Annotated in this window: 17 protein-coding genes; 3 read left to right on the forward strand and 14 right to left on the reverse strand. The window is 58.0% G+C overall.

What is annotated here, in order from left to right:
• Positions 1-9 precede the first annotated feature (9 nt).
• The 10 genes from ACZ89R_RS29030 to ACZ89R_RS29075 form a co-directional block, all read right to left on the reverse strand.
• Complete coding sequence (locus tag ACZ89R_RS29030; RefSeq protein ID WP_007905050.1) at positions 10-423, reverse strand: NADH-quinone oxidoreductase subunit A; 414 nt, start codon at positions 421-423, stop codon at positions 10-12.
• Positions 424-1,045: 622 nt separating this feature from the next.
• Positions 1,046-2,371: an isocitrate lyase gene (aceA, locus tag ACZ89R_RS29035; protein ID WP_095053167.1), complete on the reverse strand. Its 1,326-nt coding sequence runs from the start codon at positions 2,369-2,371 to the stop codon at positions 1,046-1,048.
• Between the two features lie 513 nt (positions 2,372-2,884).
• A complete protein-coding gene (locus tag ACZ89R_RS29040) occupies positions 2,885-3,646 on the reverse strand; it encodes a secretin N-terminal domain-containing protein (protein ID WP_429547326.1) in 762 nt (253 codons plus the stop codon).
• Between the two features lie 226 nt (positions 3,647-3,872).
• Positions 3,873-4,298, reverse strand: a complete 426-nt coding sequence (locus ACZ89R_RS29045; RefSeq protein ID WP_095631549.1) for a GNAT family N-acetyltransferase — start codon at positions 4,296-4,298, stop codon at positions 3,873-3,875.
• Positions 4,291-5,460 carry a ribosomal protein uL16 3-hydroxylase gene (locus tag ACZ89R_RS29050; protein WP_123493778.1) on the reverse strand — a complete coding sequence of 390 codons (1,170 nt, stop codon included), beginning with the start codon at positions 5,458-5,460 and terminating at the stop codon, positions 4,291-4,293. The genes ACZ89R_RS29045 and ACZ89R_RS29050 overlap by 8 nt, the downstream gene beginning before the upstream one ends.
• A gap of 86 nt (positions 5,461-5,546) precedes the next feature.
• Positions 5,547-6,917, reverse strand: a complete 1,371-nt coding sequence (purB, locus tag ACZ89R_RS29055; protein WP_123493780.1) for an adenylosuccinate lyase — start codon at positions 6,915-6,917, stop codon at positions 5,547-5,549.
• A gap of 127 nt (positions 6,918-7,044) precedes the next feature.
• The gene (hflD, locus tag ACZ89R_RS29060; protein WP_401177492.1) at positions 7,045-7,668 is read right to left on the reverse strand and encodes a high frequency lysogenization protein HflD; all 624 of its coding nucleotides are present in this window, start codon (positions 7,666-7,668) and stop codon (positions 7,045-7,047) included.
• Entirely contained in the window at positions 7,665-8,798 is a 1,134-nt protein-coding gene (gene mnmA / locus ACZ89R_RS29065) for a tRNA 2-thiouridine(34) synthase MnmA (protein ID WP_429547325.1), read from the reverse strand. The genes hflD and mnmA overlap by 4 nt, the downstream gene beginning before the upstream one ends.
• Before the next feature lie 59 nt (positions 8,799-8,857).
• The gene (locus ACZ89R_RS29070; protein WP_008014882.1) at positions 8,858-9,304 is read right to left on the reverse strand and encodes an NUDIX hydrolase; all 447 of its coding nucleotides are present in this window, start codon (positions 9,302-9,304) and stop codon (positions 8,858-8,860) included.
• A gap of 213 nt (positions 9,305-9,517) precedes the next feature.
• Positions 9,518-11,743: an NADP-dependent isocitrate dehydrogenase gene (locus tag ACZ89R_RS29075; protein WP_429547324.1), complete on the reverse strand. Its 2,226-nt coding sequence runs from the start codon at positions 11,741-11,743 to the stop codon at positions 9,518-9,520.
• 493 nt (positions 11,744-12,236) lie between these two features.
• Between ACZ89R_RS29075 and icd the strand changes: the two genes are divergently transcribed.
• The gene (gene icd / locus ACZ89R_RS29080; protein ID WP_123358348.1) at positions 12,237-13,493 is read left to right on the forward strand and encodes an NADP-dependent isocitrate dehydrogenase; all 1,257 of its coding nucleotides are present in this window, start codon (positions 12,237-12,239) and stop codon (positions 13,491-13,493) included.
• A 57-nt stretch (positions 13,494-13,550) separates the two neighbouring features.
• Here icd and ACZ89R_RS29085 read toward each other — a convergent pair whose 3' ends face one another.
• Entirely contained in the window at positions 13,551-13,832 is a 282-nt protein-coding gene (locus ACZ89R_RS29085) for a cold shock domain-containing protein (RefSeq protein ID WP_429547323.1), read from the reverse strand.
• Positions 13,833-14,056: 224 nt separating this feature from the next.
• Between ACZ89R_RS29085 and clpS the strand changes: the two genes are divergently transcribed.
• Both clpS and clpA read left to right on the forward strand, forming a co-directional pair.
• A complete protein-coding gene (clpS, locus tag ACZ89R_RS29090) occupies positions 14,057-14,419 on the forward strand; it encodes an ATP-dependent Clp protease adapter ClpS (RefSeq protein WP_015094394.1) in 363 nt (120 codons plus the stop codon).
• 30 nt (positions 14,420-14,449) lie between these two features.
• Positions 14,450-16,720, forward strand: a complete 2,271-nt coding sequence (gene clpA / locus ACZ89R_RS29095; RefSeq protein ID WP_007905018.1) for an ATP-dependent Clp protease ATP-binding subunit ClpA — start codon at positions 14,450-14,452, stop codon at positions 16,718-16,720.
• A 248-nt stretch (positions 16,721-16,968) separates the two neighbouring features.
• On the opposite strand, the gene infA is transcribed toward clpA, so the two are convergent.
• The 3 genes from infA to aat form a co-directional block, all read right to left on the reverse strand.
• Positions 16,969-17,187: a translation initiation factor IF-1 gene (gene infA / locus ACZ89R_RS29100; RefSeq protein WP_002553999.1), complete on the reverse strand. Its 219-nt coding sequence runs from the start codon at positions 17,185-17,187 to the stop codon at positions 16,969-16,971.
• Positions 17,188-17,445: 258 nt separating this feature from the next.
• Complete coding sequence (locus ACZ89R_RS29105) at positions 17,446-18,153, reverse strand: arginyltransferase (RefSeq protein WP_429547322.1); 708 nt, start codon at positions 18,151-18,153, stop codon at positions 17,446-17,448.
• Between the two features lie 87 nt (positions 18,154-18,240).
• Positions 18,241-18,921, reverse strand: coding sequence for a leucyl/phenylalanyl-tRNA--protein transferase (gene aat / locus ACZ89R_RS29110; RefSeq protein WP_192342631.1), 681 nt, complete (start codon positions 18,919-18,921; stop codon positions 18,241-18,243).
• Positions 18,922-18,949 lie beyond the last annotated feature (28 nt).

Consider the following 18,949-nt stretch of genomic DNA (forward strand, 5'->3'; position numbering starts at 1 on the left):
GCCAAAGCCTCATTGTTTCAGCTTCGCTTGCCGCTTGCGCCGAGCTTCCGGAGCCCAGTCAAGGGCACCCACTCGGAATAGGTAGACAAGACCTGCCAACAGAATTGCTATGAAAACGAGAGCTTCGACGAATCCGGTCCAGCCGCTTTCGCGGACGGACACAGACCAGGCAAAGAGAAAAAGGGCTTCGATATCGAAGATCACGAAGAGCATCGCGACCAGATAGAATTTGGCTGAGAGCCGCAAGCGGGCGCCACCGGTAGGTAGCATGCCGGACTCGAACGGTTCGTTTTTGCTGCGGCCCCAGGCTTTTGACCCGAGGAGGCTGGAGACGCCGAGCATGAAGGCGCAAAGGCCGCCGACACCCAGAAGGAAAATGGCAAAGCCCCAGTTGTGGGCCATGAGTCCGGTCGCTTCGGGCATGCTGGAAATCCTTAACAGAGAGCAAAGGTCTCTGAGCTTGAAAAGAAACAAAGCAGTGACGATATGTCGCAGCAATCAATCGCGGTGATTTTATGGCTAAACACCGAGCAAGTAAAATTCAGATAGCGAAATTATTTACAAGAATAAGGACATAGCGTGCCTCCAAAGCCCTGTAGCCCATGCCGCTCGGGCATTAGCGGGGGTTTTGTCAAATATGTTTTGTAGGGAATGTAACGAACATACTTGTTGCTAAATGATAATCAATATTATTTGTCGCGCTTTTCAAACTGTTTAACAGGTGAGTGGCTGGGAAGTTGTCTTATATGCGCGTTACTGCAAGTAGCAGGCGCCCCCGTTTTACCCTCTTTTTCTGATCGCGACACCGCTCTGGATCAATGTTTTTGTCCGCCTGAGTCTGTAGGAGCGAGGCTTGCCCGCGAAGAATGCGCTGCGGTTTTTCAGGCATACCGCGTCATCGTTCTTCGCGGGCAAGCCTCGCTCCTACAGAGGAGAGGGGAATCGCAGGCAAAAAAACGCCCCGAACCAGTCGGGGCGTCAGATATGCAGCGCTGCGGTTAGCTTTTATTCGGTCCGCAACGGCCGTTTACTCAGATGAAGCAGATCAGTGGAACTGTTCTTCTTCGGTCGAACCGGTCAGCGCGGTCACCGAGGACGTGCCACCCTGAATCACGGTGGTCATGTCGTCGAAGTAGCCGGTGCCCACTTCCTGCTGGTGAGCCACGAAGGTGTAACCCTTGGCAGCGTCAGCGAACTCTTGCTCTTGCAGCTTCACGTAGGCAGTCATGTCGTTGCGGGCGTAGTCGTGCGCCAGGTTGAACATGCTGTGCCACATGTTGTGAATGCCGGCCAGGGTGATGAACTGGTGCTTGTAACCCATGGCGGACAGTTCGCGCTGGAACTTGGCGATGGTCGCGTCGTCCAGGTTTTTCTTCCAGTTGAAGGAAGGCGAGCAGTTGTACGACAGCAGTTGGTCCGGGTATTCCTTTTTGATCGCTTCGGCGAAGCGACGAGCCTCGTCCAGATCCGGCTTGGCGGTTTCGCACCAGATCAGGTCGGCGAACGGTGCGTAGGCCAGGCCGCGAGCGATGGCCTGGTCGAGACCGGCGCGTACTTTGTAGAAGCCTTCCTGGGTACGCTCGCCAGTCACGAATGGCTGGTCGTACGGGTCGCAATCGGAAGTCAGCAAGTCGGCTGCGTTAGCGTCGGTACGGGCCAGGATGATGGTCGGTGTACCGGCAACGTCAGCTGCCAGACGAGCAGCGGTCAGCTTCTGCACAGCTTCCTGGGTAGGAACCAGTACCTTGCCGCCCATGTGGCCGCATTTTTTCACGGAAGCCAGTTGGTCTTCGAAGTGAACGCCGGCGGCGCCTGCTTCGATCATGCTCTTCATCAACTCGTAAGCGTTCAGTACGCCACCGAAACCGGCTTCAGCGTCAGCCACGATCGGCGCGAAGTAGTCGATGTAGCCTTCGTCGCCCGGGTTCTTGCCGGCTTTCCACTGGATCTGGTCGGCGCGACGGAACGAGTTGTTGATGCGCTTGACCACGGTTGGAACCGAATCCACCGGGTACAGCGACTGGTCCGGGTACATCGATTCGGCGGAGTTGTTGTCCGCAGCTACTTGCCAGCCCGACAGGTAGATCGCCTGGATACCGGCCTTGACTTGTTGCACAGCCTGGCCGCCGGTCAGGGCGCCCATGCAGTTGACGAAATCTTTCTCAGGACGGAAGGACGGCTTGGCACCCTGGGTGACCAGGTTCCAAAGCTTCTCGGCGCCCATTTTTGCAAAGGTGTGCTCAGGTTGAACCGAGCCACGCAGACGGACGACGTCAGCAGCGGAGTAATTGCGTGTCACGCCTTTCCAGCGCGGGTTTTCAGCCCAGTCTTTTTCGAGGGCTGCAATTTGCTGTTCGCGTGTCAGTGCCATGGAGATAAACCTCGTCGCGTCTTTGATAAAAAGTCGTTCTTGGTGGAAATTCCTGCTCCAGCCAGATAACGCATTTTAAAGGGGCGTAAAAGGCTGCTCGCTGACCAGAAGCTTAGGCGGTCAAGTCGGGTTCGGCGGGGGATGCGACGGGATGAACGATGGGCTCGAGGGGAAAGTGAGCAGGTAAGGGCGAACTGTCGGGCGCATTCGGGCGTCGTGGGCCTTGGTGCGAACTTCAGTGTGGAGCCGGGTTTACCTATTACGCTTCCGTCCCTCGGGACAACTTCGTTCCAGTCGGCAACCTCGTCAAACACACCTTGTGGGCGGTACAGACACGAATCGGCTCGCGGGGTAGGTGCGAACAGCGACTCGAAAGCCCTTGCCAGGGCCTCTGATTAGCGGGAGCGAGGCCATCATGCCTTTGCTTTTTTGGCTCGTCAAACGTTTTGTAGTGCTTTTTTTCAAGCACTACATCTTTGGTCTAATACGACTAATCAGTCAGTTTTCGGTGGTTTAGTCCAAAGTATCGACTTTCACCCGCAGGGTCATGTCGTCCCGGCCCTGAGTCGAGTAGCTGCGGGTCTGGCCCTGTTTGTCGGCCTGAGTCTGGCGGTTCACGCCGGCCAGGGTGATCCACTCGCCCAATCGACCGCTGACAGTTGTGTCGGTACTTTGCACGTTCACTACATCGGGACGTTCCTGGCTCATCCGGTCACGGTTGGTACTGATTGCCAGATGAACGATGTCGCCGGTGACGCTAGCAGTCACGTAGAAGCCTTGGGTGACGTTGCGGTATTCGGTCTGGCTGCGCAGATCGCCATAGGAATCGGTCTGCGTGCTGGTCAACGGCACGCTCTGGCCGACCTGGATCAGCGCGGGTGTGCCTTCGCTGGCCTGAACCTGCTGGATACCGCCGTCGCGGCTGTCGGTGCTGCGGTTGATGATGCGAGTCTGGCTCGGCTTGGCACCGTTCACCGAATAACCCTGATCACCCTGGAAGTTGTTTTCGTTGGTATCGACGGTGATCAGCAAGCGCTTGGCGGCCACGTCGAGTTGGCTGATAAAGGCCTTAAGTTCGTCGATCTTGCGCTGTTCTGCGTTGACGATGAGCTGATTGCCATAGGCGCTGACCTGGCCGTCCTTGCCGATGAAATTCTGCGCCACCGGCAGCAGGTCGGCGCTGGTGCGATAGTTCAGGGGCACGATCTCGGTGGCGGCCATGACCGAAAAACTGCAGGTCAGCAGCAGCGTTGTGAGCAGGGTGCGTAGGGACATATCCGTTATCTCCGGCCTTTAAAGTCTTGATATTGCCAGTTTGTCGGCCCGCGGTGGGGCAAGTTGAATCGTAGACAGCAAAACGCCCCGGCATCGGAGGATGGCGGGGCGTTTTGGGTGTTCCTGAAGGCTTTTGTGGCGAGGGAGCTTGCTCCCGTTGGGGCGCGAAGCGGCCCCAAATGGGCTGCTGCGCACCCCAACGGGGGCAAGCCCCCTCGCCACAGTCTCAGGCGGAGTGACGCACCATGTCTACATGCGGAATCCCGGCTTCCAGGAACTCCTCACTGACCATGCTGAAGCCCAAACGCTCATAGAACGCCGTGGCCTGCACTTGCGCGCTCAGCATCTGCTGCTTCAGCCCGCGCTTCTCGGCTTCACCGATCACCGCTTGCATCAGCGCATCGCCGACTTTCAAGCCGCGCCAGTCTTTGAGTACCGACACCCGGCCAATGTGACCATCGGGCAGCAGCCGAGCGGTGCCGATTGGGAAGTCGCCTTCAAAGGCCAAAAAGTGGACTGCCGTTGCGTCATCAGCATCCCATTCCAGCTCAGGCGGAACGGATTGCTCGGCGATGAACACCGTCTCACGAATGCGCCGGATCTCGGCGTTGTCCTTTTGCCAGTCTGCGACACGTACGTGAATTTTATTCATCAGCAAACCCCAGGCTGCCTTGCTTGACCAACTCGCACAGCAGGCCGCGACCGTCTTCGTCGTTCAGCCACTCGCCAAGGTTGTCGGTATGCAGGGAGTCGGCGGCGCAGATCATTTTCAGCAGCTCGCGCAGTTTGCCCGGCAGGTAACGGCTCTGGCCGCTGGCGAACAGCAAAAGATCATCATCGACTTCAGACCAGGCCAGGCGCGCGCTCGGGTTGCGGATCAGGATCGCGCCTTGCTCGAGGCTGGCGAGCAGGTCCTCTTCTTCGACCTCTTCCGGGCCCACCACCAGCTCCGGGTAGCGCGGCTCGGTCATGAACTGGCCGAACCAGGTCAGCAGCAAGCGCTCGTCGCTCATATGCTCGGCCAGCAAGCTTTTCAGGCGATCGAGGGCGTCGTGCTGGATCTGATGAGGATCGACCGCCGGCAGGGCGTCGGCGTCGGTGTAACGCTCTTCGTCCGACAGGAACTGGCTGAGGAAATCGGTGAAGTGGGTCAGCACTTCAGAGGCGCTTGGTGCGCGGAAACCGACCGAGTAAGTCAGGCAGTTGTCAACGGCCACACCGCAGTGAGCCAGACGCGGCGGCAAGTAGAGCATGTCGCCCGGTTCCAGCACCCATTCGTCGGTGGCGTCGAAATCAGCGAGGATGCGCAAGTCGGCGTGTTGCAGCAGCTTGCTCTCGGAATCGCACATCTGGCCGATTTTCCAGTTGCGCTTGCCGTGACCCTGCAGTAGGAACACATCGTAGTTGTCGAAGTGCGGGCCAACACTGCCACCCGGGGCGGCGAAGCTGATCATCACATCGTCGACGCGCCAGCTCGGCAGGAAGCGGAAGTTCTCCAGCAGCTCAGCGACCTCCGGCACGAACTGGTCGACCGCTTGAACCAGCAGGGTCCAGTCACGTTCCGGCAGTTTGCTGAATTCGTCTTCGGCGAACGGACCACGGCGCAATTCCCAGGGGCGCTCGCCGTTCTCGATCACCAGGCGCGATTCGACTTCTTCTTCCAGCGCAAGGCCGGCCAGTTCGTCGGCGTCGATCGGACTTTCGAAATCAGGGATCGCCTGACGGATCAGCAGGGGTTTTTTCTGCCAGTAGTCACGCAGGAATTCGCGCGCCGTGATGCCGCCCAGAAGTTGAAGAGGAATATCAGGATTCATGTGTAACCTATTGAAAAAAAGCACTTTTCAGACGGGAATAAAAACGCCCGGCGCTGCCGGGCGTCTCAAACGGGTAAAGCGGTCGATCAGATGCGTTTGGCTTGCGCTACAGCGTTGCCGATGTAGTTGGCCGGGGTGAGCAGTTTCAGCTCGGCCTTGGCTTGCGCAGGCATGTCCAGGCCGTCGATGAAGGTCTGCAGCGCTTCAGGGCTGATGCCCTTGCCGCGAGTCAGCTCTTTCAATTTCTCGTACGGGTTTTCGATGTTGTAGCGGCGCATCACAGTCTGGATCGGCTCGGCCAATACTTCCCAGCACGCGTCCAGGTCAGCAGCAATCTTCTGCTGGTTGAGCTCCAGCTTGCTGATGCCTTTGAGGCTGGCTTCGTAGGCAATCACGCTGTGGGCGAAGCCGACACCGAGGTTGCGCAGTACGGTGGAGTCGGTCAGGTCGCGCTGCCAGCGGGAGATCGGCAGCTTGCTCGCCAGGTGCTGGAACAGTGCGTTGGCGATGCCCAGGTTGCCTTCGGAGTTTTCGAAGTCAATCGGGTTGACCTTGTGCGGCATGGTCGAGGAACCGATTTCGCCAGCGATGGTGCGCTGTTTGAAATAACCCAGGGAGATGTAGCCCCAGATGTCGCGGTCGAAGTCGATCAGGATGGTGTTGAAGCGCGCGATTGCGTCGAACAGCTCGGCGATGTAGTCGTGCGGTTCGATCTGCGTGGTGTACGGGTTGAAGCCCAGGCCCAGCTCGTCTTCGATGAAGGCGCGGGCGTTGGCTTCCCAGTCGATCTCAGGGTAGGCCGACAGGTGAGCGTTGTAGTTGCCGACAGCGCCGTTGATTTTGCCCAGCAGCGGAACGGCGGCGACTTGAGCGATCTGACGCTCCAGACGGTAAACCACGTTCGCCAGCTCTTTGCCCAGGGTGGTCGGCGAAGCCGGTTGGCCGTGGGTGCGCGACAGCATCGGTACGTCAGCGAAGCGGATCGCCAGTTCACGGATGGCTTCGGCGGTCTGGCGCATCAGCGGCAGCATCACATCATCACGGCCTTCGCGCAGCATCAGGGCGTGGGACAGATTATTGATGTCCTCGCTGGTGCAGGCAAAGTGGATGAATTCGCTGACGGCAGCCAGTTCCGGCAACTTGGCCGCTTGCTCTTTGAGCAGGTACTCAATGGCTTTGACGTCGTGGTTGGTGGTGCGCTCGATCTCTTTGACACGCTCGGCGTGCTCCAGAGAGAAGTTTTCCGCCAAGGTGTTCAACACCGCGTTGGCTTCGGCAGAGAACGCCGGCACTTCGCTGATGGCAGGGTGAGCGGCCAGGCGCTGGAGCCAGCGCACTTCAACCAGAACGCGAGCACGGATCAGACCGTATTCGCTGAAAATCGGGCGCAGGGCCTGGGTTTTGCCGGCGTAGCGGCCGTCAACAGGGGAAACCGCAGTGAGCGAAGAGAGCTGCATGGGGTGTTCTCGGACAGTCGGGCAACGAAATGGGGCGCGTATCATACATGAAAAAATCCGCCGGTCCGTTGCCAACTGACCGGCGTATTACGCGTTACTGACTACAAAACGGTATTGCGGGTGCGGTTCAGCTGCTGCGCATCAGCGGGTAAAGCTCTTTAAGCAGCTTGCGCCGGCTGATCACCAACTGCCAGCGATGACCGCCCAGCTGCCGCCACAGGCGCGCCGATCGAATTCCGGCCAATAACAGCGCACGGATCTTCGAGGCATTGCTCGGTTGCTGCAGGTTGCGCATGTCACCATGCACTTGAATCCGTTGGCGCAGGGTGCTCAGGGTGTCCTGGTACAACGCACCGCAGGCGGCGATCACGTTTTCGTGAGCCGGGCCGAAGTGCTCGACCTGGGACTGAATCTGCGGCAGACGCTTGCCGATCACTTCCAGCATGTCGTCGCGCTTTGCCAGCTGGCGCTCCAGCCCCAGCATCGCCAAGGCGTAGCGCAGCGGTTCGCGCTGAAGGGTGCTGGGATCGCGTTCCAGGGCGCCGATCAATGCACGGTAGCCGTCACGCAAATTGATATCGTCACCGCCATAGACTTCCAGCGTGTCCTTGGGGTCGCGAATCAACAGGCTGCCGAGCATGCAGGTCAGCCCGGCTTCATTGGTCTGGCCGGTCTTGGCGATCTTGTCGACCAGCACCGCCGCGAGAAACACGCCGCCCAGGGCCGTCAGTTGCTCCTGAGTCGGGCTCATGAAAGCTGGTCCTTGCTGGTCCAGGGTTCGGCCACTTCGATCACGCCGCCGCCGAGGCAGATTTCACCGTCGTAGAACACCACGGATTGGCCTGGAGTGACCGCGCGTTGCGGGTCATCGAAGGTCGCGCGGTAGCCGTTGGCGGTCTTCTCCAGCGTGCAAGGCTGGTCGCTCTGGCGATAACGCACCTTGGCGGTCAGTTTGCGCGGCTCGGTCAAATCGATCGGGTTGACCCAATAGATGTCCGAGGCGAGCAGGGCGCGGGAGAACAGATAAGGGTGATCATTGCCCTGGCCAACGATCAGCTCGTTGTGTTCCAGGTCCTTGATCAGCACATACCACGGCTCGTCGCCGGCGTCTTTCAAGCCGCCGATGCCCAGGCCCTGACGCTGGCCGATGGTGTGGTACATCAAGCCGTGGTGACGGCCAATGACTTCGCCTTCGGTGGTCTTGATCTCGCCCGGCTGGGCCGGCAGGTATTGCTTGAGGAAGTCGCTGAAGCGGCGTTCGCCGATAAAGCAGATCCCGGTGGAATCCTTTTTCTTCGCGGTGGCCAGGTCGTGTTTCTCGGCAATCGCGCGCACTTCGGGTTTTTCCAGCTCGCCGACCGGGAACAGGGTCTTGGCGATCTGTTCGCCGCCGACAGCGTGCAGGAAATAGCTCTGGTCCTTGTTCGGATCCAGGCCCTTGAGCAATTCGGTGCGGCCATCGATGTCACGGCGGCGCACGTAGTGGCCGGTGGCGATCAGATCGGCGCCGAGCATCATGGCGTAGTCGAGGAACGCCTTGAACTTGATTTCACGGTTGCAGAGGATGTCCGGGTTCGGCGTGCGACCGGCCTTGTACTCGGCCAGGAAATGCTCGAACACGTTGTCCCAGTACTCGGCGGCGAAGTTGGCGGTGTGCAGCTTGATGCCAATCTTGTCGCACACAGCCTGAGCGTCCGCCAGGTCATCCATGGCGGTGCAGTATTCCGTTCCATCGTCTTCTTCCCAGTTCTTCATGAACAGGCCTTCCACCTCATAACCCTGCTCGATCAGCAGGAGAGCGGAAACGGAAGAGTCCACGCCGCCGGACATGCCGACAATGACGCGCTTCTTTTGTGTGTCAGAAGGGGCTGGATCACGCATAGGGATTCAATGAGTGTCTTGAAAAAGGACGCGATTCTAGCAGGCTGAAGCCCGCAAGGCTAAAGAGAAGGGCGGATCAGCTCGAGGCTGAAGTGTTTACCGTCCAGATAATCATCGATACAGCGGATGATCAGCTCACTGCGCCAGTTTGCGCGCTGTTGCAGCAGTTCGTCACGCGTCAGCCATTTTGCGCCGACGATACCGTCATCCAGTTGATAATCCGGGTGGTGTTTGAGCGGTTTTGCGGTGAAACAGACCCGCTGATAAGTCACGCCGTTGCTCGGAGCGGTATAGAGATAAATGCCCACCACGCCCGTCGGTTCGACGTCCCAGCCGGTTTCCTCGAGGGTTTCGCGCACGGCGGCTTCGATCAGGGTTTCGTCCGGGTCCAGATGGCCGGCGGGTTGGTTGAGTACCGTTTGTCCGTGCTTGAGCTCTTCGACCATCAGGAAGCGACCATTGTCTTCGACGATGGTGGCGACGGTGATGTGGGGTAGCCAATCCATGAAGCTTCCTCGGTTTCTAATGTTGGAATAAAGAACAGTGTGGGAGCGAGCCTGCTCGCGATGACGGTGGGTCAGTCGACATCAATGTTGAATGATATATCGCTATCGCGAGCAGGCTCGCTCCCACATGGGTGCATATTTCGCAGATGAAAAGTGTGGGGCGCAAACAGAAACCCCGGCACTGGGCCGGGGCTTCTTTGCATCCTTACAACCTTAAACCAGCGCAGCGATCGCGGCGTTGAAGGTGTTGCTCGGGCGCATGGCCTTGCTGATCAGCTCGGCATTGGCGTGGTAGTAACCGCCGATGTCCACTGGCTTGCCCTGCACGGCGTTGAGCTCGGCGACGATGGTCGCTTCGTTCTCGGTCAGGGTTTTGGCCAGTTCGCCGAACTGCGCTTGCAGTGCATTGTCTTCGGTCTGGGCGGCCAGGGCTTGTGCCCAGTACAGCGCCAGGTAGAAGTGGCTGCCGCGGTTGTCGATGTTGCCGACTTTGCGCGATGGCGACTTGTTGTTGTCCAGGAACTGGCCAGTGGCCTGATCCAGGGTCTTGGCCAGAACCAGCGCTTTAGGATTGTTGTAGGTAACACCCAAGTGCTCGAGGGAGGCAGCCAGGGCCAGGAATTCACCCAGGGAATCCCAGCGCAGGAAGTTTTCTTCCAGCAACTGCTGAACATGCTTCGGTGCCGAACCGCCGGCGCCGGTTTCGAACAGACCACCGCCGTTCATCAGCGGAACGATCGACAGCATCTTGGCGCTGGTGCCCAGTTCCATGATCGGGAACAGGTCAGTCAGGTAGTCGCGCAATACGTTGCCGGTCACCGAAATGGTGTCCTTGCCTTCACGGGTGCGGTCCAGGGTGAACTTCATCGCGTCGACAGGCGACATGATGCGGATGTCCAGGCCGGAAGTATCGTGATCCTTCAGGTACGCCTGAACTTTCTCGATCACTACGCCGTCGTGGGCGCGCATTGGGTCCAGCCAGAAAATCGCCGGAGTTGCGCTTGCACGGGCACGGTTGACGGCCAGTTTGACCCAGTCCTGGATCGGCGCGTCTTTGGTCTGGCACATGCGGAAGATATCGCCGGCTTCAACCGACTGTTCCAGCAGAGTGCGGCCAGCGCTGTCGGAAACCCGAACTACGCCATTTGCCTTGATCTGGAAGGTCTTGTCGTGGGAGCCGTACTCTTCGGCTTTCTTCGCCATCAGGCCAACGTTTGGCACGCTGCCCATGGTGGTTGGATCAAAGGCGCCGTGCAGCTTGCAGTCTTCGATCACTGCCTGGTAGATGGTGGCGTAGCAACGATCCGGGATCACAGCCTTGGTGTCGTGCAGCTGACCGTCGGTGCCCCACATTTTGCCGGAGTCACGGATCATCGCTGGCATCGAGGCGTCGACGATAACGTCGCTCGGCACGTGCAGGTTGGTGATGCCTTTGTCGGAGTTGACCATGGCCAACGATGGACGAACGGCGTAGACCGCCTGGATGTCCGCTTCGATCTGCGCTTGTTGCTCGGCAGGCAAAGCCTTGATGCGAGCGTACAGGTCGCCGATGCCGTTGTTCAGGTTGAAGCCGATCTGGGCCAGCACGTCAGCGTGCTTGGCCAGTGCGTCTTTATAGAACTCGGCAACGATCTGGCCGAACATGATCGGGTCGGAGACCTTCATCATGGTGGCTTTCAGGTGAACCGACAGAAGTACGCCTTTTTGTTTGGCGTCTTCGATCTCGGCTGCGATGAAGCTGCGCAGCGCGTTTTTGCTCAGAACGGCGCAATCGAGGATCTCACCGGCTTGTACGGTGGTTTTTTCTTTCAGGACGGTGGTGGTGCCGTCTTGAGCGATCAGTTCGATTTTGACGGCGTCAGCGGCGTCGATCAGGGCGGCTTTTTCGCTGCCGTAGAAATCGCCGGTGCTCATGTGAGCGACGTGGGACTTGGAGTCTTTGGCCCATGCGCCCATTTTGTGCGGGTGCTTGCGCGCGTAGTTCTTGACCGACAGCGGTGCACGACGATCAGAGTTACCTTCGCGCAGAACCGGGTTTACGGCGCTGCCCTTGATCTTGTCGTAACGCGACTTGGCGAGCTTATCGGCATCGCTGGTCACGGTTTCCGGGTAGTCCGGCAGTGCGAAGCCCTGGGCTTGCAGCTCTTTGATCGCAGCCTGCAGTTGCGGAACCGAAGCGCTGATGTTCGGCAGCTTGATGATGTTGGCTTCAGGTGTAACGGCCAGGTCGCCCAGTTCGGCGAGGTGGTCGGCTACGGCTTTGTCACCCAATTGCTCGGGGAAGCTGGCCAGAATGCGCCCTGCAAGAGAGATATCGCGGGTTTCAACGGCGATATCAGCCGAGGCGGTGAAAGCCTCTACGATAGGCAACAGTGAATAGGTGGCGAGGGCTGGGGCTTCGTCGGTGAAGGTATAGATGATCTTCGAGCGGGTGGGCATATTCGGATTAACTCTCTCTTCTTTGCTAAAGCGTGCGCAGAAACTCGAGGGGCGCCGGGTAAGCGCGTTCGTTCAAAGTCATCCATGAGCCGAATGTCGAGGTTTCTTCGCGGTGATGTTGGGTGCATCAGTCGAGCGTCAAGCGGGTGGACTGCGGTAACAATCCGGCTTATTCGGGCCCAACGTCGTGTGATAGAGCGGTCGGCCGTCGTGACTCTGTGGTCAGCGGCGGCATTATACATAGGTAGCTGGCAATCTGCCGATGGTTCATATGCAACGTTTTTCGTCCATTGGTCTAAAGGTCGCAGGCGAGTGTGACGCGTAGAGTCGTTCGCCGTGCTTGAGTTTGGCGCTTTTCCCTTTGCTTTCAGGCTTGTACGTCGCGAACTGTGCAGCTTTGCGGCAGATGGGCGGAACATAGGGTTTGCGCGCCGATTTAACTGGGGTACGCTCGAACGCAGCCAGATGTTCAATCCAAACAATGGAGTACAGCATGGGATACAAGAAGATTCAGGTTCCAGCCGTCGGCGACAAAATCACCGTCAACGCAGACCATTCTCTCAATGTTCCTAACAACCCGATCATCCCCTTCATCGAAGGCGATGGTATTGGCGTTGATATCAGCCCGGTCATGATCAAGGTTGTCGATGCTGCTGTTAAGAAAGCTTACGGCGGCGAGCGCAAAATTTCCTGGATGGAAGTCTACGCCGGGGAGAAAGCGACTCAGGTTTACGATCAGGACACCTGGCTGCCTCAGGAAACCCTGGACGCGGTCAAGGATTATGTAGTTTCCATCAAAGGCCCTCTGACCACCCCGGTCGGCGGTGGCATCCGTTCGCTGAACGTGGCCCTGCGTCAGCAACTCGACCTGTATGTGTGCCTGCGCCCGGTGCGCTGGTTCGAAGGCGTACCGAGCCCGGTTAAGAAGCCAGGCGATGTCGACATGACCATCTTCCGTGAAAACTCGGAAGACATTTATGCCGGTATCGAATGGAAAGCCGGTTCGCCGGAAGCGACCAAGGTTATCAAGTTCCTTAAAGAAGAAATGGGCGTCACCAAGATCCGTTTCGACGAAAACTGCGGTATCGGCATCAAGCCGGTGTCCCTGGAAGGCACCAAGCGTCTGGCGCGCAAGGCTCTGCAGTATGTGGTCGACAACGACCGTGACTCGCTGACCATCGTGCACAAAGGCAACATCATGAAGTTCACCGAAGGTGCCTTCAAGGAATGGGCCTACGAAGTGGCCGCTGAAGAATTCGGCGCGACCCTGCTCGACGGCGGTCCGTGGATGCAGTTCAAGAACCCGAAAACCGGCAAGAACGTCATCGTCAAGGACGCCATCGCCGACGCCATGCTCCAGCAGATCCTGCTGCGCCCGGCTGAATACGATGTCATCGCGACCCTGAACCTCAACGGCGACTACCTCTCCGACGCCCTGGCGGCCGAAGTGGGCGGTATCGGTATCGCGCCGGGTGCCAACCTGTCCGACACCGTGGCCATGTTCGAAGCCACCCACGGTACTGCGCCGAAGTACGCCGGCAAGGACCAGGTCAACCCGGGTTCGTTGATCCTGTCCGCCGAGATGATGCTGCGTCACATGGGCTGGACCGAAGCGGCCGACCTGATCATCAAAGGCACCAACGGCGCGATCTCCGCGAAAACCGTGACCTATGACTTCGAACGTCTGATGGAGGGCGCGAAACTGCTGTCGTCTTCCGCGTTTGGTGATGCGTTGATCTCGCACATGTAAACCAGCTGACAAAAAAAACCGCCCTCGGGCGGTTTTTTTATGACTGGATGAGCTGCGTCAGTTCGACACTGTTTCTTGCCGGGTGGCAATGGCGCTCTGTTCGTTCGGAGAGGTGGCAGATGTGATCTTTACTGCATGCAGTCCTTTGGGGCCCTGGATGATCTCAAAGCTAACAATTTGCCCAGCCTTGAGGGTTTTATATCCGTCCATTTCAATAGCCGAATAGTGGGCAAAGAAATCGATGTCCTTGCCATCCTCGTCGCGACCTTCTCTGGCGTCGGTGTTAATGAAACCGAACCCCTTGGCATTGTTGAACCATTTCACCTTACCGACAGCCATACCCATATCCCTCTGCAACAGACTCCATCACTGGAGTATCATCCAGTTAATCCGCAGTCTATCTTGCAAATAGGATTGACTCCGCGGACCTTTTTTACCCACTGTGGGCTCTATTGTTTGTAACACCGATTTTCCGATAGTCAAGGTGACCGGGCAGTCGGAGTTGAAAACGTTCATAACAGCCCCCACCACTGTATTTGCACAACTGACGAACCTTTCTTTCCATGCATGCAATCAGCCAGATTCGACTAACATTCAATCAGGATCGCCCTGATTTACACGACGACGATTCCGCAGGCATTGCTGTTCAGGAGGCTAAGCCTGCTCTACAGGCGCCACCGATGTACAAGGTGGTTTTGTTCAACGATGACTACACACCGATGGATTTCGTCGTCGAAGTGCTCGAGGTGTTTTTTAACCTGAATCGCGAGCTGGCGACCAAGGTCATGCTGGCCGTCCATACAGAAGGACGGGCAGTATGTGGAGTGTTTACCCGCGACATCGCGGAGACCAAGGCCATGCAGGTCAACCAGTACGCCAGGGAAAGCCAGCATCCGCTACTCTGTGAAATCGAGAAGGACGGTTAATCGCCGACCACTTGGGTATGAGGTGAAGCTATGTTAAACCGCGAGCTCGAAGTCACCCTCAATCTTGCCTTCAAGGAGGCTCGCTCGAAACGTCATGAATTCATGACTGTCGAGCACCTTCTGCTGGCCCTATTGGATAATGAGGCTGCCGCCACCGTTTTGCGTGCCTGCGGCGCAAACCTCGACAAACTCAAGCATGATCTGCAGGAGTTCATCGACTCCACCACGCCATTGATCCCACTTCATGACGAGGATCGTGAAACCCAGCCAACCCTGGGCTTCCAGCGTGTATTGCAACGTGCTGTCTTTCATGTACAGAGCTCGGGCAAACGCGAAGTGACTGGCGCTAACGTGCTGGTCGCAATCTTCAGTGAGCAAGAGAGTCAGGCAGTGTTTCTGCTGAAACAGCAGAGCGTTGCGCGCATCGATGTCGTCAACTACATCGCCCATGGCATTTCCAAAGTGCCGGGGCATGGCGATCACTCTGAAGGTGAACAAGATATGCAGGACGACGAGGGCGGTGAGTCTTCCTCTTCAGGCAATCCTCTGGATGCTTATGCCAGCAACCTCAACGAACTCGCGCGCCAGGGTCGTATCGATCCGTTGGTAGGTCGTGAGCTGGAAGTCGAGCGCGTCGCGCAGATCCTCGCGCGTCGCCGCAAAAACAACCCGCTGCTGGTGGGCGAGGCAGGCGTGGGTAAAACCGCGATTGCCGAAGGCCTGGCCAAACGCATTGTCGACAACCAGGTGCCGGATCTGCTGGCCAACAGCGTGGTGTATTCCCTCGATCTGGGGGCTTTGCTGGCCGGGACCAAATACCGCGGCGATTTCGAGAAGCGCTTCAAGGCGCTGCTCAATGAGCTGAAAAAACGTCCGCAGGCGATTCTGTTCATCGACGAGATCCACACCATCATCGGTGCGGGCGCTGCGTCCGGTGGCGTCATGGATGCGTCGAACCTGCTCAAGCCATTGCTGTCTTCGGGCGACATTCGCTGCATCGGTTCGACCACGTTCCAGGAATTCCGTGGGATCTTCGAGAAGGACCGTGCCCTGGCTCGGCGCTTCCAGAAGGTCGATGTGTCGGAACCTTCGGTGGAAGACACCATTGGCATCCTGCGCGGCCTGAAAGGACGTTTCGAAGCGCACCACAACATCGAATACAGCGATGAAGCCCTGCGCGCCGCTGCTGAACTGGCCTCGCGTTACATCAATGACCGGCACATGCCGGACAAGGCGATCGACGTCATCGACGAGGCGGGCGCCTACCAGCGTCTGCAGCCGATCGAGAAACGCGTGAAACGCATCGAAGTGCCTCAGGTCGAGGACATCGTCGCGAAAATCGCGCGAATTCCGCCAAAACACGTCACCAGTTCCGACAAAGAGCTGCTGCGTAACCTTGAGCGTGATCTGAAACTCACGGTCTTTGGCCAGGATGCGGCGATCGACTCGCTGTCGACTGCGATCAAACTGTCCCGTGCCGGCCTCAAGTCGCCTGACAAGCCAGTCGGTTCGTTCCTGTTCGCAGGGCCGACCGGTGTCGGTAAAACCGAAGCCGCGCGGCAACTGGCCAAGGCGTTGGGTGTCGAGCTGGTTCGCTTCGACATGTCCGAGTACATGGAGCGCCACACCGTATCGCGTCTGATCGGTGCGCCTCCAGGCTATGTCGGGTTCGATCAGGGCGGTTTGCTGACCGAAGCCATCACCAAGCAGCCTCACTGCGTGCTGTTGCTCGATGAAATCGAGAAGGCGCATCCGGAAGTCTTCAACCTGCTGTTGCAGGTCATGGACCACGGTACGCTGACCGATAATAACGGGCGCAAGGCGGACTTCCGTAACGTGATCGTCATCATGACGACCAACGCCGGTGCCGAAACTGCGGCACGTGCTTCGATCGGTTTCACCTATCAGGACCACTCGTCCGATGCGATGGAAGTGATCAAGAAGAGCTTCACGCCGGAATTCCGTAACCGTCTGGACACCATTATCCAGTTTGGTCGCCTCAGCCATGAGGTCATCAAAAGCGTGGTGGACAAGTTCCTTACCGAACTTCAGGCGCAGCTGGAAGACAAGCGCGTGCAGCTGGAAGTGACGGACGCAGCGCGTGGCTGGCTGGCAGCGAGTGGCTACGACACGGCGATGGGCGCTCGTCCAATGGCGCGTTTGATCCAGGACAAGATCAAGCGTCCACTGGCCGAAGAGATCCTCTTTGGCGAACTGGCCGACCATGGTGGTGTGGTACACATCGACCTCAAGGACGGCGAGCTGACCTTCGAGTTCGAGACCACGGCTGAAATGGCCTGACGTTAAACCGCAACAAAGCAAAAAGGCGCCGATTGGCGCCTTTTTGCTGCCTGTCTGTTATACGCCGATCCCCCTGTAGGAGCTGCCGAAGGCTGCGATCTTTTGATCTTGCTGTTACCGGCCATAGGCAAAATCAAGATCAAAAGATCGCAGCCTTCGGCAGCTCCTACGCAAGCAGGTTTCGGCGGTTGTTAAATCACAGGCAAACAAAAACGCCCGGCATAGCCGGGCGTTTTGTATTGACTTGATTAGCGAGCGCGGTAGGTGATGCGCCCTTTGCTCAAGTCATAGGGCGTCAGCTCGACGCGCACTTTGTCGCCGGTAAGAATACGGATGTAGTTCTTGCGCATCTTGCCGGAGATATGCGCGGTTACGACGTGCCCATTTTCCAACTCCACACGAAACATGGTGTTGGGCAGGGTGTCGACGACAGTGCCTTCCATTTCGAAGCTGTCTTCTTTCGACATGCAGTAAAGCCCTCGGTGTCCAATGAATGGCCCGGTGCAACTGCGCCAGGCAAAAGCGGCGTGCATTGTGCCCGAAAAATGGGGTTTAAGCCAAGGGGTTAGTGTCCTGTCTCACAAATACGTTCCTCTTTTGGCGAGTGGCTGTTGTCGTCAGGCAAGGCGCCGCGACGAGTCATAGCCCGCTATGGCAAGGAGCGGCAACGCAGCATGATGACAACAGACGCCGTCAAAAAGGAACAGTATTTGCGAGACAGGGCACTAGCTCAGGATGACCCAACGTTGATTAATCAGCAGTTCGATAGGGCGATATTGGGTCTTGTAGCTCATTTTTTTGCAGTTTTTGATCCAGTAGCCGAGATAGACGGCTTCCAGCCCCAGGCGTCGGGCTTCGCCGATTTGCCAGAGGATTGCATAGCGCCCCAGGCTACGACGCTCCTCCGCGGGTTCATAGAAGGTGTAGACCGCCGACAGGCCGTTGGGCAGCAAGTCAGTGACGGCCACGGCCAGCAGGCGGCCTTCGAGACGAAATTCGTAGAAGCGGGAGAATGGCAGATCACGTACCAGGAAGGTCGAAAACTGGTCGCGGCTCGGCGGATACATATCGCCGTCGGCATGACGTTGTTCGATGTAGCGCTGATAAAGGTCGAAGTACTCTTCGCTGAACTTTGGTCTGGCCGGACGCACCTGTAAGTCGGCATTGCGTTTGACAATGCGTTTCTGCTGACGGTCGGGGGTAAATTGCGCCACAGGAATGCGCGCCGGTACGCACGCATTGCAATGCTGGCAATGAGGCCGGTAGAGATGATCGCCACTACGACGAAAGCCCATTTCCGACAGATCTGCGTAGACATGCACATCCATGGGCTGACTAGGGTCGAGGAACAGCGTCGTGGCCTGTTCCTCGGGCAGATAGCTGCAAGAGTGGGGCTGAGTGGCATAAAACTTCAAACGCGCCAACTCGGTCATGATCAACCCTCGGGATAAGCTTTTGATTAGGGGGCGCTCTCAATGAGTTTCCCCGCATTAAGTGTAAGCCACACGCGCCAATGTCGCTCAGCAAACCCAAGTGGCACGGCCGGGTTGATCCAGGTGCCGCGCAAGGTAGCCGGCAAATTCGCGGCGGGGAATCGCTCGGGCACCCAGGCTGTGCAGATGATCGGTAGGCATCTGGCAGTCGATCAGCACAAAACCTGAGTCTTTCAGGTGTCGCACCAGGGTGGCGAAGCCATATTTGGAAGCGTTGTCGGCGCGGCTGAACATCGACTCGCCAAAAAACAACTGCCCCATAGCCAGGCCGTAGAGCCCACCGACCAGCGCGCCATCGTCCCAGACTTCCACCGAATGGGCGTAACCACGCCTGTGCAGTTCGACATAGGCATCCTGCATCGCTTGGGTGATCCAAGTGCCGTCAGCGTACTCGCGCGGTGCGGCGCAGGCGCGGATGACCGCGGCAAAATCCCGATCGAAGGTCACTTGATAGCGTTGTTGGCGCAGCAGTTTGTTCAAACTACGGGAGACATGCAGTTCGTCGGGAAACAGTACTGTGCGCGGGTCCGGCGACCACCAGAGAATCGGCTGGCCCTCCGAGAACCACGGAAAGCAGCCGTGACGATAGGCTTGAATCAGGCGATCGGCGGACAGATCGCCGCCCGCGGCCAGCAGCCCGTTGGGATCGCGCATGGCTTTTTCCAGCGGCGGGAAGGTCAGGGTGTTGCGTTGTAACCAAGTCAGCATGGCATCCGGGCTTGCAGAAGGGGAGGGC

The sequence above is a fragment of the Pseudomonas sp. TE3728 genome, from assembly GCF_056279145.1.

Bases quoted from the DNA above. Each gene is read 5' to 3' on its own strand.
- mnmA (WP_429547325.1), bottom strand. From the start codon at position 8,798: ATGCGTGATCCAGCCCCTTCTGACACACAAAAGAAGCGCGTCATTGTC.
- clpA (WP_007905018.1), top strand. From the start codon at position 14,450: ATGTTAAACCGCGAGCTCGAAGTCACCCTCAATCTTGCCTTCAAGGAG.
- ACZ89R_RS29050 (WP_123493778.1), bottom strand. From the start codon at position 5,460: ATGAATCCTGATATTCCTCTTCAACTTCTGGGCGGCATCACGGCGCGC.
- hflD (WP_401177492.1), bottom strand. From the start codon at position 7,668: ATGAGCCCGACTCAGGAGCAACTGACGGCCCTGGGCGGCGTGTTTCTC.
- ACZ89R_RS29075 (WP_429547324.1), bottom strand. From the start codon at position 11,743: ATGCCCACCCGCTCGAAGATCATCTATACCTTCACCGACGAAGCCCCA.
- aceA (WP_095053167.1), bottom strand. From the start codon at position 2,371: ATGGCACTGACACGCGAACAGCAAATTGCAGCCCTCGAAAAAGACTGG.
- ACZ89R_RS29070 (WP_008014882.1), bottom strand. From the start codon at position 9,304: ATGGATTGGCTACCCCACATCACCGTCGCCACCATCGTCGAAGACAAT.
- ACZ89R_RS29030 (WP_007905050.1), bottom strand. From the start codon at position 423: ATGCCCGAAGCGACCGGACTCATGGCCCACAACTGGGGCTTTGCCATT.
- infA (WP_002553999.1), bottom strand. From the start codon at position 17,187: ATGTCGAAAGAAGACAGCTTCGAAATGGAAGGCACTGTCGTCGACACC.
- ACZ89R_RS29040 (WP_429547326.1), bottom strand. From the start codon at position 3,646: ATGTCCCTACGCACCCTGCTCACAACGCTGCTGCTGACCTGCAGTTTT.
- icd (WP_123358348.1), top strand. From the start codon at position 12,237: ATGGGATACAAGAAGATTCAGGTTCCAGCCGTCGGCGACAAAATCACC.
- aat (WP_192342631.1), bottom strand. From the start codon at position 18,921: ATGCTGACTTGGTTACAACGCAACACCCTGACCTTCCCGCCGCTGGAA.
- purB (WP_123493780.1), bottom strand. From the start codon at position 6,917: ATGCAGCTCTCTTCGCTCACTGCGGTTTCCCCTGTTGACGGCCGCTAC.
- clpS (WP_015094394.1), top strand. From the start codon at position 14,057: ATGCATGCAATCAGCCAGATTCGACTAACATTCAATCAGGATCGCCCT.
- ACZ89R_RS29045 (WP_095631549.1), bottom strand. From the start codon at position 4,298: ATGAATAAAATTCACGTACGTGTCGCAGACTGGCAAAAGGACAACGCC.
- ACZ89R_RS29085 (WP_429547323.1), bottom strand. From the start codon at position 13,832: ATGGCTGTCGGTAAGGTGAAATGGTTCAACAATGCCAAGGGGTTCGGT.
- ACZ89R_RS29105 (WP_429547322.1), bottom strand. From the start codon at position 18,153: ATGACCGAGTTGGCGCGTTTGAAGTTTTATGCCACTCAGCCCCACTCT.